A 13,637-nucleotide genomic window follows, 5' to 3' on the forward strand; every position below is an offset into this window, starting at 1 on the left:
CCGTCGAAGGGCCCTGAGCCCGTCGAAGGGCCCTGAGCCCGTCGAAGGGTCGCGCGCCCGCATCACCGACTTCGCGACGATCCCGTCGCCCGATCAGGAGGTCCACCATGGCCGGACACCACACCAACGGCATCATCGACCCGCCCATCGACAACCTGCTCGAGCGCGTCGACAACAAGTACGAGTTGGTGATCTACGCCGCCAAGCGCGCCCGCCAGATCAACGACTACTACTCGGACCTGCACGAGGGCAACCTCTTCGACAACGTGGGCCCGCTGGTCGACTCGACCGTCGAGGACAAGCCGCTCACCATCGCGCTCCACGAGATCAACGAGGACAAGCTCCGCATCCGTCACGCCGAGTGACGGGCGGCAGTGCTTCGATGAGCGCTCTGCGCCTGTTCACCTCCGAGTCCGTCACGGAGGGTCACCCCGACAAGATCTGCGATCAGATCTCGGACAGCATCCTGGACGGCCTGCTCACCGTCGACCGCGGCTCCCGCGTCGCCGTCGAGACGCTCGTCACCACCGGCCTCGTGCACGTGGCGGGCGAGATCCGCACCGAGGGCTACGTCGACATCCCGACGATCGTGCGCGACGTCGTAAACGGCATCGGCTACACCTCGAGCGACACCGGGTTCGACGGGTCCTCCTGCGGCGTCAGCGTGTCGGTGGGCGAGCAGTCCAGCGACATCGCGCACGGCGTGGACCAGGCCCAGGAGCACCGCGACGGCGGCTCCACCGACCCGCGCGACGCGCTCGGCGCCGGCGACCAGGGCATCATGTTCGGCTTCGCGACCGACGAGACCCCGCAACTGATGCCGATGGCGGCGTGGACGGCGCACCGGATCGCCGAGCGCCTCACCGAGGTGCGCCGCTCCGGCGTGCTGCCGTTCCTGCGCCCCGACGGCAAGACGCAGGTCACCCTCGGCTACGACGGGTTCACCCCGAAGACCGTCGACGCGGTCGTGCTGTCCACCCAGCACCACCCGGACGTGTCGCAGGAGGAGCTGAAGGAGCTGGTCCGCGAGCGCGTGATCGACCCCGTGCTCGAGCAGACCGGACTGGACCTCGCCGACGGCCTCGCCTACTTCATCAACCCGGCCGGCCCGTTCGTCACCGGCGGTCCGAAGGGCGACGCCGGGCTCACCGGCCGCAAGATCATCATCGACACCTACGGCGGCGCCGCCCGCCACGGCGGCGGGGCGTTCAGCGGCAAGGACCCGTCCAAGGTCGACCGCTCCGGCGCCTACGCCATGCGCTGGGTGGCGAAGAACGTCGTCGCCGCCGGCCTCGCCTCCCGCGCCGAGGTGCAGGTGGCCTACGCCATCGGCGTGGCCCGGCCGGTCGGCCTGTACGTGGAGACCTTCGGCACCGGCACGGTCCCGGACGAGGTGATCACGAAGGCGATCACCGAGGTGTTCGACCTGCGCCCGCAGGCGATCATCGAGGAGCTCGACCTGCTCCGCCCGATCTACGCCCAGACCGCCGCCTACGGCCACTTCGGCCGCGAGCTGCCCGACTTCACCTGGGAGCGCACGGACCGCGCTGACGCCCTGCGCCGCGCCGCCGGACGCTGACCGCCGTGACCCGGCGTATCGCGCGGGTGGTCATCGACTCGCCGCTGCCGCAGCTGGACCGGCTGTTCGACTACGCCCTGCCGGCGGAGCTCGGCCCGGTGACCCCGGGCGTGCGGGTGCGCGTGCCGCTGCGCACCGCGGGACGGGTCGTGGACGGCTACGTCGCCGGGATCGCGGAGGAGACGGATGCCGCACGCCCGTTGTCCGCGGTGGAGAGCGTCGTCTCCCCGGTGGCCGTGATGCCCGACCGGCTGTACCGTCTGGCCCGCCGCGCCGCCGACCGCGCCGCCGGCTCCGCCTCCGACATCCTGCGGCTGGCGATCCCGAAACGGCAGGTGCGCGTGGAGAAGGCGTGGCGCCCGGAGGAGGAGGCCCCGGTGCCGCTCACCGATGCGGCCGAGCGCGCCCGAGCGGTGCTCGCCGGGTACGACGGCCTGGAAGCCGTGCTCGCCGAGGGCGGCCGCGCCGCCGTCGAGGCCGTGCCCGGGCTGGACGACGGCATGCCGCAGTGGGCGCGGATGCTCGCCGCCGCGGCGACCGCGGTCCTCGCCGGCGGGCGCTCCGCCGTGCTCGTGGTGCCCGACCACCGCGACCAGGACCGGCTGCTCGCGGCGCTGGCCGAGCTGCTCCCCGAGGAGGCCGTGGTCCGGCACGACGCCCGGCAGGCGAACCCGGACCGGTACCGCGCCTTCCTGCGCACCCTGGAGTCCCGCCCGTGCGTGGTCGTCGGCAACCGCTCCGCGGTGTACGCGCCGGTCGAGGCGGGCCTGGTCGCCCTGTGGGACGACGGCGATCCGCTGCTCGCCGAGCCGCTGGCGCCGTACGTGCACGCCAGGGACGCGGCGCTGCTGCGGCAGGAGCAGGAGGGCGGGGCGCTGCTGCTGGCCGGGCACACCCGCACCTCCGAGGCGCAGCGGCTCGTCGAGCACGGCTGGCTGCGGGAGATCACCGCGACCCGCCGGGTGCTGCCGCGGGTGGTGCTGAGCACGCCGCAGGAGCTGGAGCAGGCCGCGCAGCGGCTGCCATCCAGCGCGTACGCCGCCGCGCGCGCCGCGGCGGCGGAGGGTCCCGTGCTGGTGCAGGTGGCCCGACCCGGTTTCTCGCCCTCCCTGGTGTGCGCCACCTGCCGGGCGCCGGCGCGCTGCGCCCACTGCGGCGGCCCGCTCGGCGCCCGGCGCCGCGGCGCGGTGCCGGTGTGCGGATGGTGCGGCCGCGCGGCGCACGCCTGGCGATGCTCGCACTGCTCCTCCGAGCAGGTGCGGCTGGCCTCCTCGGGCACCGAGCGCACCGCCGACGAGCTGGGACGCGCCTTCCCTGGCGTGCGGGTGATCGTCTCGGACGGCACCCACCCGGTCGAGCGGGTGGATGCGAAGCCGGCGCTCGTGATCGCCACCCGCGGCGCCGAGCCGCTCGCCGACGGCGGCTACCGCGCGGTGCTGCTGCTGGACGGGGCGCGGATGCTGCAGGCCCCGGAGCTGCGGATCGGCGAGTCCTGCCTGCGGTGGTGGTCGAACGCCGCCGCCCTCGCCGCCCCGGGCGCCCCGGTGCATCTGGTCGGGGTGGACGGCCCGGTCGCGCGGGCGCTGGCGACCTGGACGCAGCCGGCCTATGCGCGCGGAGAGCTGCAGGCGCGCGCACCGCTGCGGATGCCGCCGACCGTGCGGGTGGCGCAGGTCGACGGGCTTTCGGCATCCGTGCGCGGCGCCCTCGACGCGCTCCGCGGGATCGGCGTCGACGGCGAGGCCGTGCTCGGGCCTGTTCCGGTGGACGAGGACGGCCGGGTCCGCGCCCTGGTGCGGTTCGGATACGGGGCAGGGCCCGCGGTGGCCGCGGCACTGCGCGCGGCCGTGATCGCCGACGCCACGCTGGCGCGGCGCGGACGCGACCGCACCGGCGGCAGGGGCAGGGCGACCCTGTCCGTGCACCTCGATATCCTCGAACCGGAGATCTGACCCGATCCCGCGATCCGAACCGGAGCACCTTCATGCGCCTCGTCTTCGCCGGCACGCCGGCCGTCGCCGTCCCCACCCTGCGCACCCTCGCCGCGGCCCACGAGGTGGCCGCCGTCGTCACCCGGCCGGACGCGCCGCTGGGCCGCAAGCGGGTGCTCGCCCCGTCCCCGGTCGCCGAGGCCGCTGCCGGGCTCGGCATCCCGGTGATCCGCGCCGCCCGGCTGGACGCGGACGCCACCGCGAAGGTGACCGCGCTGCGGCCCGACCTCGGCGTGATCGTCGCGTACGGCGGCCTGGTGCGCGCCCCGCTGCTGACCGCCCCGACGCACGGCTGGATCAACCTGCACTTCTCCCTGCTGCCGCGCTGGCGCGGCGCCGCCCCGGTGCAGCACGCGCTCATCGCCGGTGACGAGGAACTCGGCGTGAGCGTCTTCCAGCTCGTGCCGGAGCTCGACGCCGGCGACGTGTTCGCCTCCCGGCCCGTCCCGGTGCCGCCGGATGCCACCGCCGCCACCGCTCTGGGCGTGCTGGCCGAGGCGGGCGCCGGGATCACCGCCGAGGTGGTCGACGCCATCGCCGCGGGCACCGCGGTCGCGGTGCCGCAGTCGGGGCCGCACACGCTCGCACCCAAGCTCACCCTCGCCGACGGGCTCCTGGACTGGACCCGCCCGCTCGCCGAGGTGTACGCCCGGTTCCGCGGCACCACCCCGGAACCCGGCGCGCACACCACCGTCGACGGCGCCCGGCTGAAGATCCTCGACGCCGCCCCCGCCGGGGACGCCGTGCCGCTGGCGCCCGGCGAGATCGCCGCGGGACGGCAGCACGTGCTCGTCGGCACCGGCACCGCGCCGCTCGAGGTGCGCCGCGTCCAGCCCGCCGGCAAGGCTGCCATGGCGGCGGGCGACTGGTGGCGCGGCCTGCGCACCCCGGTGAGGGCGGGATCGTGAACCGGGGCGGGAACGGGACCCGGGGCGGGAACGGAAACCGGGGCCGGGGCGGGAACCGGGGCGGGAACGTCGATCGCACCGTGCACGATCGCACCGTGCAGCCGGCCCGCCGTGTGGCGTACGACGTGCTCCGCGCGGTGAGCGACTCCGACGCCTACGCCAACCTCCTGCTGCCCGCCCTGATCGACGAGGCGGGCCTGGACGCGCAGGACGCGGGGCTCGCCACCGAGCTCACCTACGGGACGCTGCGCCGACGCGGCACCTACGACGCGATCATCGCCGCGGCCGCCGGCCGCCCAGCATCAGACATCGACCCGGCCGTCCTCGACGCGCTCCGCCTGGGCGCCCACCAGCTGCTGGCCACCCGGGTCGCCGGCCACGCCGCTGTGAACGAGTCGGTCAACCTCGCCGCCGCGCAGGGGCGCGGCGCCGCCGGCTTCGCGAACGCCGTGCTGCGGCGGATCTCCCGCGATGCCCCCGAGCACTGGCAGCAGGTCGTGGAGAGCAGCGCCCGCTCCGACGACGAACGGCTCGCGCTGCGCACCGCCCACCCGGTGTGGGTGATCCGCGCCCTGCGCCGCGCGCTGGCCGCCGAGGACCGCGCGGACGAGCTGGACGCCCTGCTCGAGGCCGACAACGCCTCGCCCGAGGCCACGCTCGCCGCCCTGCCCGGACTCGCCGAGCCCGGGGAGCCGCGCCGCCCCTATGCGCCCACCGCGTTCGGCTCGCCCGGCGGCGACCCCCGCGCGGTCGTCCTCACGTCGCAAGGCGCCGTCCGCGTGCAGGACGAGGGCTCGCAGCTGGTCGCCCTCGCTCTCGCCGCCGCGGCGCCGGTCCGGGCGGGGGAGCGGTGGCTCGACCTGTGCGCCGGGCCGGGCGGGAAGACGGCGCTGCTGGCCGCGGAGGCGCTGCGGCACGGCGCCCGCCTGGAGGCGAACGAGGTGGTGCCGGCGCGGGCGGGCCTGGTCCGCCAGGCGCTGCGCCCGCTGCCGGTGGACGTGCCGGTGCACGAGGAGGACGGACGGATGCTCGCCGCGCGGCATCCGGGCGCCTTCGACCGCATTCTCGTGGACGCGCCGTGCACGGGCCTGGGCGCCCTGCGCCGCCGCCCGGAGGCGCGCTGGCGGAAGACCCCGGCCGACGTGCCCGAGCTGGTCGCGCTGCAGACCGGACTGCTGGACGCCGCGCTCGACGCCCTCGCACCCGGCGGGATCGTCGCCTACGCCACCTGCTCGCCGCACCTCGCGGAGACCACCGGCGTCGTCGCCGACGTGCTCCGCGGCCGCACCGACGTGACCGAGCTGGACGCCCGCGCCGTCGTCGCCGGGCTCGCCCGCAGCCCGATCGACCTCGCCTCCGACGGCACCGGCCGGGTGCAGCTGTGGCCGCACCGGCATGGCACCGACGCCATGTTCCTCGCTCTGCTGCGGCGGGACGGGCGGCCGCGCGACGGCGCGGGACGCGACTGAGGCAGGATAGACGGGTGAGCCTTCCCGACCCGCCGCGCATCAACCCCAGCATCCTGGCCGCCGACTTCGTGAACATGCAGGCCGAGCTCGCCCGCATCGCGACCGCCGACTTCGTGCACGTCGACGTCATGGACAACCACTTCGTGCCGAACCTCACCTTCGGCCCGCAGATGGTCGAGCGCATCCAGCAGACCAGCCCGATCCCGCTCGACGTGCACCTGATGATCACCGACCCCGACCGCTGGGCCCCCGGCTACGCGGAGCTGGGCGCGGCGAGCGTCACCTTCCACCTCGAGGCCGCCGCCGACCCGGTCGCCCTCGCGCGACGGCTGCGCGACATCGGCGCCCGCGCCGGCGTCGCCATCAAGCCCGGCACCGCGGGGGAGGCGCTGTACGACATCCTCGACGAGTTCGACCAGATCCTGGTGATGACCGTCGAGCCCGGATTCGGCGGCCAGGGCTTCCTGGCCGAGACGATGCCGAAGCTGCGCGCCCTGCGCGACGAGGCGCGCCGCCGCGGGTCGGACGTGTGGCTGCAGGTCGACGGCGGCATCTCCGCCGACACCATCGCGCAGGCCGCCGCCGCCGGGGCGGACACCTTCGTCGCCGGCTCCGCGGTGTACGGCGCGGACGACATCGAGGCGGCGATCGGCGGTCTCCGGGCCCGTGCGCGAGCCGCTAGCCTGGAATCGTGAAGACCTTCGACGAGCTGTTCGGCCAGCTGAGCGAGACCGCCCGGACCCGGCCGGAGGGCTCGGGCACCGTGGCGCAGCTCGACCGCGGCGTGCACGCGATCGGCAAGAAGATCGTCGAGGAGGCCGCCGAGGTGTGGATGGCCGCCGAGTACCAGAGCGACGAGGAGACCGCCGAGGAGATCTCCCAGCTGCTCTACCACCTGCAGGTGCTCATGCTTGCGAAGGGCCTCGAGCTCGAGGACGTGTACCGACATCTCTGATCCGGCCGTCCCCGCTCGATCGACCCGAAAGACCCCCATGCTCCGCATCGCCGTTCCCAACAAGGGCTCGCTGTCCGAGACCGCCGCCGAGATGCTCGCCGAAGCCGGCTACGCCGGCCGGCGCGACACCAAGACCCTGCACCTCATCGACGCCGACAACGACGTCGAGTTCTTCTTCCTGCGCCCGCGCGACATCGCCACCTACGTCGCCTCCGGCGCCCTCGACGTCGGCATCACCGGCCGCGACCTGCTCCGCGACGTGCGCGAGCAGGACGCCCGCGAGATCGAGGCGCTGGGCTTCGCCCGCTCCACCTTCCGCTTCGCCGGCCCTCCCGGCCGCTTCAGCTCGATCGAGCAGCTGCAGGGCGTCCGCGTCGCCTCCGCCTACCCGGGCCTGGTCGACGACTTCCTGCGCGCGCACGGCGTGGAGGCCCACCTCGTGCCGCTGGACGGCGCCGTCGAGTCCGCCGTGCGCCTGGGCGTCGCCGACGTGATCGCCGACGTCGTGGAGACCGGCACCACGCTGCGCCAGGCGGGTCTGGAGATCTTCGGCCCGGTCATCATCGAGTCCGAGGCCGTGCTGATCAGCCGGCCCGGAGAGGCCGAGGGCACCGACACGCTGCTGCGCAGGCTGCGCGGCGTCATGGTCGCCCGGCAGTACGTGCTGCTCGACTACGACCTGCCCGCCGACCTCGTCGACCAGGCTGTGGCGATCGCCCCGGGCCGCGAGTCGCCCACGATCTCCCCGCTGCGCGACGAGAAGTGGGTGGCCGTGCGCGTGATGATCCCGCGCCGTCGGGTGAACAAGGTCATGGACGCGCTCTACGAGCTCGGCGCCCGCGCGATCCTGGTCACCGAGATCCACGCGGCGAGACTGTGATGGCCCTCGCCGCACGCGTCATCCCGTGCCTGGACGTGGCCGGCGGCCGCGTCGTCAAGGGCGTCAACTTCCAGAACCTGCGCGACATGGGCGACCCTGTCGAGCTGGCCGCCCACTACGCCGCGCAGGGCGCGGACGAGATCACCTTCCTCGACGTCACCGCCACCGTGGACGCCCGCGCCACCACCTACGACGTGGTCCAGCGCACCGCGGAGCAGGTGTTCGTGCCGCTCACCGTCGGGGGAGGGGTGCGCACCGTCGACGACGTCGCCCGGCTGCTGTCGGTGGGCGCCGACAAGGTCGGCGTGAACTCCGCCGCGATCGCCCTCCCGGAGCTGATCGGCGAGATCGCCGACCGCTTCGGCGCGCAGGTGCTGGTGCTGTCCCTGGACGTGAAGCGCTCCGAGCACACCCCGTCCGGCTTCGTGGTCACCACGCACGGCGGCCGCACCGAGACCTCGCTGGACGCCCTCGCCTGGGCGCGCGAGGCCATCGAGCGCGGCGCCGGCGAGCTGCTGGTGAACTCGATCGACGCGGACGGCACCCGCGACGGGTTCGACCTCGAGCTGGTGCGCCGGATGCGCGAGGTCTCGGCCGTCCCGGTGATCGCCTCGGGCGGCGCCGGCGAGGTCGCGCACTTCCCGCCGGCGATCGAGGCGGGGGCGGATGCCGTGCTCGCCGCCAGCGTGTTCCACACCGGGCAGCTGACCATCGGCGAGGTCAAGGACGCGCTGCGCGCCGCGGGGGTGACCGTCCGGTGAATCTGGAGCGCGTGCGCTGGAACGCGGATGGCCTGGTCCCGGTCGTCGTGCAGCAGTGGGACACCCGCGAGGTGCTCATGCTCGCCTGGATGAACGAGGAGGCGCTGCGACGCACCCTCACCGGCGGACGCGCGGTGTACTGGTCGCGCTCCCGCCAGGAGTACTGGCGCAAGGGCGACACCTCCGGCCACGTGCAGCACGTCCGCGGCGTGCAGCTGGACTGCGACGGCGACACCGTGCTGCTCACGGTGGACCAGATCGGCCCCGCCTGCCACACCGGCACCCGCACCTGCTTCGACGGCCGCGACCTGCCGCTCGGCGGCGAGCCGGCATGAGCCGGCCGGCCCGGGGTCTGCGCGCCCGCGGCCTCCGCGCCGGGGGCAGGGGCGCGGCGGTCGCCGGGTTCCTGCTCGCCGGCGCCGTGGGCGTCGTGTCCTCGACGCAGACCTGGCTCACCGCCGCGCGGACGGATGCCGGGGAGCCGCTGGCCGTCGCCGGAGCCGACGCGGTCCCCCTGCTCGCCCCGCTGTCCCTCGCCGTGCTGGCCCTGGGCGCGGCCCTGTCGATCGCGGGGTCGGCGCTGCGGTACGCGTTCGCCGCGCTCGGCGCCGCGGCCGCCGTGGTGCTCGCCGTCGCGACCGCCCCCCTGGTCGCCGACCCGCCGCTGTCCGTGGTCGCCCCCGCGGTGACCGAGGCGACCGGCCTCGCCGGCGAGCAGGCGCTGCGCGATCTGGTGGCCGCGGTCGACCCGACCGCGTGGCCCGCGATCGCCCTGGCCGGCTGGGTGCTGCTGCTGGCGGCATCCGTCTTCACCGCCGCCACCGCGCGCGGCTGGCGCGGCGGCGGCCGCCGGTACCGCACGGATGCCGGGGCGCCCCGCCGCTCCGGCCCCCTCGACCCGGTCGACTCGTGGGACGACATGTCGCACGGGACCGACCCCACAGCCCGATAGACTGTCGGGACGCCCGCTTTCCCACGGAGGAGAACATGACGAACTCGATCGCCGACCCCGGACACGGACACTCGCCTGCTGCCTGGACGGCTGTCGTGATCATGCTCATCGGCTTCACCGCCGGCACCATCGCGTTCTGCTTAGGGCAGGTCACGCTGGTCTGGATCTCTGCGGCGGTGATCGTGCTGGGCGCCCTGATCGGGTGGATCCTCGCGAAGGCCGGGTACGGAGTGAAGGGCCCGAAGTACACGCCGAAGGGTCACTGATGGTGCTCGCCGACCTCACGGCCGGCGCTGTCGAGGATGCCGAGCGTCGCGCCCAGGCGCGGCCGCTCTCCGCGGTGGAGCGCGACGCCCTCGCGCGCCCGCCGGCCCGGGACGCCCTGGCCGGCCTCGCGCCCGCCGACCGGGTGAAGATCATCGCCGAGGTCAAGCGCGCCAGCCCCTCGCGCGGCGCCCTGGCCGAGATCCCCGACCCGGCTCACCAGGCCGCCCTGTACCAGCAGGGCGGCGCCTCCGCCATCAGCGTCCTCACCGAGGAACGCCGCTTCGGCGGCAGCCTCGCCGACCTCGAGGCGGTCACCGCGCGCGTGAGCGTGCCCGTGCTGCGCAAGGACTTCATCGCCACCGCGTACCAGGTGTTCGAGGCCCGCGCCGCCGGCGCCGACCTCGTGCTGCTGATCGTCGCGGGGCTGGAGCGGCGCGTGCTGGGCGAGTTGTACGACCTGATCCGGCAGCTCGGGATGACCCCCCTCGCCGAGACCCACTCGGCGGAGGAGCTGGAGGTGGCGATCGACCTCGGCGCCGAGCTGATCGGGGTCAACGCCCGCGACCTGAAGACCCTGGAGCTGGACCGCGACCTGTTCGGCCGGCTCGCGGAGCGCATCCCGGACACGGCCGTGAGGATCGCCGAATCGGCCGTGCTGAGCCCGGCGGACGTGGCGCACTACCGCCGTGCCGGTGCCGACGTCGTCCTCATCGGCGAGGCCCTGGTCACCGGCGACCCGGTGGCCACCCTGCAGGCGTTCCTCGCGGCCGGGGATGAGAAGGTGCGGACAGAGCGGAGCGAGGCGACATGAGCGGTCTGCGCGACCAGCCGGGGCCGTTCTTCGGCGACTTCGGCGGACGGTACATGCCCGAGTCGCTGATCGTGGCGATCGACGAGCTGGCGGAGGCCTACCAGGCGGCGATCACCGACCCCGCCTTCCGCGACGAGCTCGCCCGGCTGCTGCACTCCTACGCCGGGCGCCCGTCCGCGCTGACCGAGGTGCCGCGCTTCGCCGAGCACGCAGGCGGCGCCCGGGTGTTCCTCAAGCGGGAGGACCTCAACCACACCGGCTCGCACAAGATCAACAACGTGCTGGGCCAGGCGCTGCTGACCAGGCGGCTCGGCAAGACCCGCGTGATCGCGGAGACCGGCGCCGGCCAGCACGGCGTGGCCACGGCGACCGCGGCCGCCCTGTTCGGCCTGGACTGCACCATCTACATGGGCGAGGTCGACACCGAGCGGCAGGCGCTGAACGTGGCCCGGATGCGGCTGCTCGGCGCCGAGGTGGTGCCGGTGCGGACCGGGTCGCGCACCCTGAAGGACGCCATCAACGACGCGTACCGCGACTGGGTGGCCTCCGTGGAGACCACGAACTACATCTTCGGCACCGCCGCCGGTCCGCATCCGTTCCCGGCGATGGTGCGCGACTTCCAGAAGATCATCGGCGAGGAGGCCCGCGCGCAGCTGCTGGAGGAGGCCGGCCGGCTGCCGGACGCCGTCGTCGCCTGCGTCGGCGGCGGGTCGAACGCGATCGGCATGTTCGACGCGTTCCTGGACGACGAGGACGTGAAGCTGTACGGCGTGGAGGCGGCCGGCGACGGCGTGGACACGCCGCGGCACGCGGCCTCGATCGAGCGAGGACGACCGGGCGTGCTGCACGGCGCGAAGACCTACGTGCTGCAGGACGAGGACGGCCAGACCATCGAGTCGCACTCGATCTCCGCCGGCCTGGACTACCCGGGCGTCGGCCCCGAGCACGCGTGGCTGGCGGACATCGGCCGCGCGTCCTACATCCCGGCCACCGACGACCAGGCCATGCAGGCGCTGCGCCTGCTCAGCCGCACCGAGGGGATCATCCCGGCGATCGAGTCCGCGCACGCCCTCGCCGGCGCGCTGCGGATCGGGCGCGAGCTTGGCCCGGACGGCCTGATCGCGGTCTGCCTCTCCGGCCGCGGCGACAAGGACATGGACACCGCCGCTCGGTACTTCCACCTGTACGACGTGGAGAGCACCCCGTGACCCGCGTCGAGGACGCCATCCGGCGCGCGCACGACGCCGACCGCGGCGCGTTCGTCGGCTACCTGCCCGTCGGCTACCCCGACCTGGACACCAGCATCCAGGCGGCGCTCACCCTCGCCCGCAACGGCGTGGACGTGATCGAGCTCGGGCCGCCCTACAGCGACCCGGTGATGGACGGTGCGATCATCCAGGAGGCGACGCAGCACGCCTTGGCGAACGGCTTCCGGATGCGGGACCTGTTCACCGCCGTGCGCGCGATCACCGCCGAGACCGACGTCCCGGTCGTGGTGATGACGTACTGGAACCCGGTGCTGCAGTACGGCGTCGACCGGTACGCGGACGACCTCCTCGCCGCCGGCGGGGCAGGGCTGATCACCCCCGACATCACGCCCGAGGCGGCGGGGGAGTGGATCGCGGCGAGCAGGCGCACCGGCCTGGACCGGATCTTCCTCGCCGCGCCGACCTCGACCGACGAGCGTCTCGATCTGGTCATCTCCTCCTCCACCGGCTTCGTGTACACCGTGTCGACCATGGGCATCACCGGGGAGCGCGCCGCGCTCGACCGCGCCGCCCGCACGCTCGTGGAGCGGCTGCGCGACCGCGGGGCGTCCCGCGCGTGCGTCGGCATCGGCATCTCGAACGCGGAGCAGGTGGCCGGCGTCGTCGAGTACGCCGACGGCGCCATCGTGGGCACCGCCCTCGTCCGCGCCCTCCGCGACGGCGGCCTGGACGGCCTCGCCGACACCACCAGGGCGCTGGCGGCCGGTACGCCGTCGGCGCGCTTCGGAACAGGAAACTAGAATCGCTCTCATGTCCCTCGCGCTTCACAGCACCGTCCCGGGCGTGCTCGCCAGCATCCCGAGCCCGCCGATCAGCTTCATCGAGGTCGGCCCGCTCCGGATCCACTTCTACGCCCTCTGCATCATCGCGGGGATCATCGCGGCGGTGCTGATCACGAACCATCGCCTCACCCGCCGCGGCGCGGAGAAGTGGGTGGTCATCGACATCGCGATCCTGGCCGTGCCGCTGGCGATCATCGGCGCCCGGATCTTCCACGTGCTCACCCACCCGAACTTCTACTTCGGCCCCGGGAAGAACACCTGGAACCCGTTCGAGCCGGGCTCGGTGTGGGCGATCTGGGAGGGCGGCATCGCCATCTTCGGCGCGCTGCTCGGCGGCGCCGTCGGCGCCTGGCTGGGGTGCCGGTGGACCGGCATCCGGTTCTGGACCTTCGCGGACGCCCTCGCGCCGGGCCTCCTGCTCGCGCAGGCCGTGGGGCGGTTCGGCAACTGGTTCAACCAGGAGCTGTTCGGCCTTCCCACCGACCTGCCGTGGGGCCTGGAGATCGACCCGGACAACCCGGCGTTCCCACCGGGCCTGGCCGAGGACACCCTGTTCCACCCCACCTTCCTGTACGAGGTCGTCTGGAACGGCCTCGGCGTGATCGTGCTGCTCTGGCTGGGCCACCGGCTGAAGCTGCAGTGGGGCAAGCTGTTCGCCTGCTACCTGATCTGGTACAGCGCGGGCCGCATCGTCTGGGAGTCCATCCGCATCGACCCGAGCGAGGTCATCCTCGGCCTGCGCAGCAACGTGTGGGCCGCGATCCTCGGGGTCGTCGTCGGCGTCGTCATCCTGATCGTGCAGACGCGCCGTCACCCGGGCCGCGAGCCCTCGCCGTACATGCCAGGGCGAGCACCCGAGTCCGTGCATGTACAATCACAGAACACCAGCGAGTACGTCGACGTGAGTGAGCCTCCGGCCGGCGACATCGAAGCAGGGGACACCGCCACAAGCGCCGCTCCCACCAGCTGACACCCGCCCCTGAGGCGCGGTTCCGTCTGTGGGATCCCCCGCCC

At 74.2% G+C, this 13,637-nt stretch carries 16 protein-coding genes; all 16 read left to right on the forward strand.

Features of this window, described 5'->3' with window-relative positions:
* Positions 1-107 precede the first annotated feature (107 nt).
* Positions 108-365: a DNA-directed RNA polymerase subunit omega gene (gene rpoZ, locus JSY13_RS06510; RefSeq protein WP_259605936.1), complete on the forward strand. Its 258-nt coding sequence runs from the start codon at positions 108-110 to the stop codon at positions 363-365.
* A gap of 17 nt (positions 366-382) precedes the next feature.
* Positions 383-1,579 (forward strand): methionine adenosyltransferase, encoded by a 1,197-nt coding sequence (gene metK, locus JSY13_RS06515; RefSeq protein ID WP_259605937.1) that lies wholly within the window; start codon positions 383-385, stop codon positions 1,577-1,579.
* A gap of 5 nt (positions 1,580-1,584) precedes the next feature.
* Complete coding sequence (locus tag JSY13_RS06520) at positions 1,585-3,531, forward strand: primosomal protein N' family DNA-binding protein (RefSeq protein WP_432806391.1); 1,947 nt, start codon at positions 1,585-1,587, stop codon at positions 3,529-3,531.
* Positions 3,532-3,563: 32 nt separating this feature from the next.
* Positions 3,564-4,478: a methionyl-tRNA formyltransferase gene (fmt, locus tag JSY13_RS06525; RefSeq protein WP_259605938.1), complete on the forward strand. Its 915-nt coding sequence runs from the start codon at positions 3,564-3,566 to the stop codon at positions 4,476-4,478.
* Between the two features lie 80 nt (positions 4,479-4,558).
* Positions 4,559-5,947 carry an RsmB/NOP family class I SAM-dependent RNA methyltransferase gene (locus JSY13_RS06530; protein ID WP_259605939.1) on the forward strand — a complete coding sequence of 463 codons (1,389 nt, stop codon included), beginning with the start codon at positions 4,559-4,561 and terminating at the stop codon, positions 5,945-5,947.
* 14 nt (positions 5,948-5,961) lie between these two features.
* Positions 5,962-6,642 (forward strand): ribulose-phosphate 3-epimerase, encoded by a 681-nt coding sequence (gene rpe, locus JSY13_RS06535; protein WP_259605940.1) that lies wholly within the window; start codon positions 5,962-5,964, stop codon positions 6,640-6,642.
* Positions 6,639-6,902 (forward strand): phosphoribosyl-ATP diphosphatase, encoded by a 264-nt coding sequence (locus tag JSY13_RS06540; RefSeq protein WP_259605941.1) that lies wholly within the window; start codon positions 6,639-6,641, stop codon positions 6,900-6,902. The genes rpe and JSY13_RS06540 overlap by 4 nt, the downstream gene beginning before the upstream one ends.
* Positions 6,903-6,939: 37 nt before the next feature.
* On the forward strand, positions 6,940-7,782 hold the full coding sequence (hisG, locus tag JSY13_RS06545) for an ATP phosphoribosyltransferase (protein ID WP_259605942.1): 843 nt from the start codon (positions 6,940-6,942) through the stop codon (positions 7,780-7,782).
* Positions 7,782-8,543, forward strand: coding sequence for an imidazole glycerol phosphate synthase subunit HisF (gene hisF, locus JSY13_RS06550; RefSeq protein WP_259605943.1), 762 nt, complete (start codon positions 7,782-7,784; stop codon positions 8,541-8,543). The genes hisG and hisF overlap by 1 nt, the downstream gene beginning before the upstream one ends.
* Positions 8,540-8,878, forward strand: coding sequence for a phosphoribosyl-AMP cyclohydrolase (hisI, locus tag JSY13_RS06555; RefSeq protein ID WP_259605944.1), 339 nt, complete (start codon positions 8,540-8,542; stop codon positions 8,876-8,878). Before hisF ends, hisI begins: the two co-directional genes overlap by 4 nt.
* Positions 8,875-9,495, forward strand: a complete 621-nt coding sequence (locus JSY13_RS06560) for a Trp biosynthesis-associated membrane protein (RefSeq protein ID WP_259605945.1) — start codon at positions 8,875-8,877, stop codon at positions 9,493-9,495. Before hisI ends, JSY13_RS06560 begins: the two co-directional genes overlap by 4 nt.
* A gap of 35 nt (positions 9,496-9,530) precedes the next feature.
* Positions 9,531-9,761: an HGxxPAAW family protein gene (locus JSY13_RS06565; RefSeq protein ID WP_259605946.1), complete on the forward strand. Its 231-nt coding sequence runs from the start codon at positions 9,531-9,533 to the stop codon at positions 9,759-9,761.
* Positions 9,762-9,763: 2 nt separating this feature from the next.
* Positions 9,764-10,573: an indole-3-glycerol phosphate synthase TrpC gene (trpC, locus tag JSY13_RS06570; RefSeq protein WP_259608149.1), complete on the forward strand. Its 810-nt coding sequence runs from the start codon at positions 9,764-9,766 to the stop codon at positions 10,571-10,573.
* Positions 10,570-11,781 carry a tryptophan synthase subunit beta gene (gene trpB, locus JSY13_RS06575; protein WP_259605947.1) on the forward strand — a complete coding sequence of 404 codons (1,212 nt, stop codon included), beginning with the start codon at positions 10,570-10,572 and terminating at the stop codon, positions 11,779-11,781. Before trpC ends, trpB begins: the two co-directional genes overlap by 4 nt.
* Positions 11,778-12,581, forward strand: a complete 804-nt coding sequence (trpA, locus tag JSY13_RS06580; protein WP_259605948.1) for a tryptophan synthase subunit alpha — start codon at positions 11,778-11,780, stop codon at positions 12,579-12,581. Before trpB ends, trpA begins: the two co-directional genes overlap by 4 nt.
* A gap of 10 nt (positions 12,582-12,591) precedes the next feature.
* Positions 12,592-13,593 (forward strand): prolipoprotein diacylglyceryl transferase, encoded by a 1,002-nt coding sequence (gene lgt / locus JSY13_RS06585; RefSeq protein ID WP_259605949.1) that lies wholly within the window; start codon positions 12,592-12,594, stop codon positions 13,591-13,593.
* Positions 13,594-13,637 lie beyond the last annotated feature (44 nt).

Origin of the sequence: Microbacterium neungamense, assembly GCF_024971095.1 — a bacterium.
GTDB lineage: Bacteria > Actinomycetota > Actinomycetes > Actinomycetales > Microbacteriaceae > Microbacterium > Microbacterium neungamense.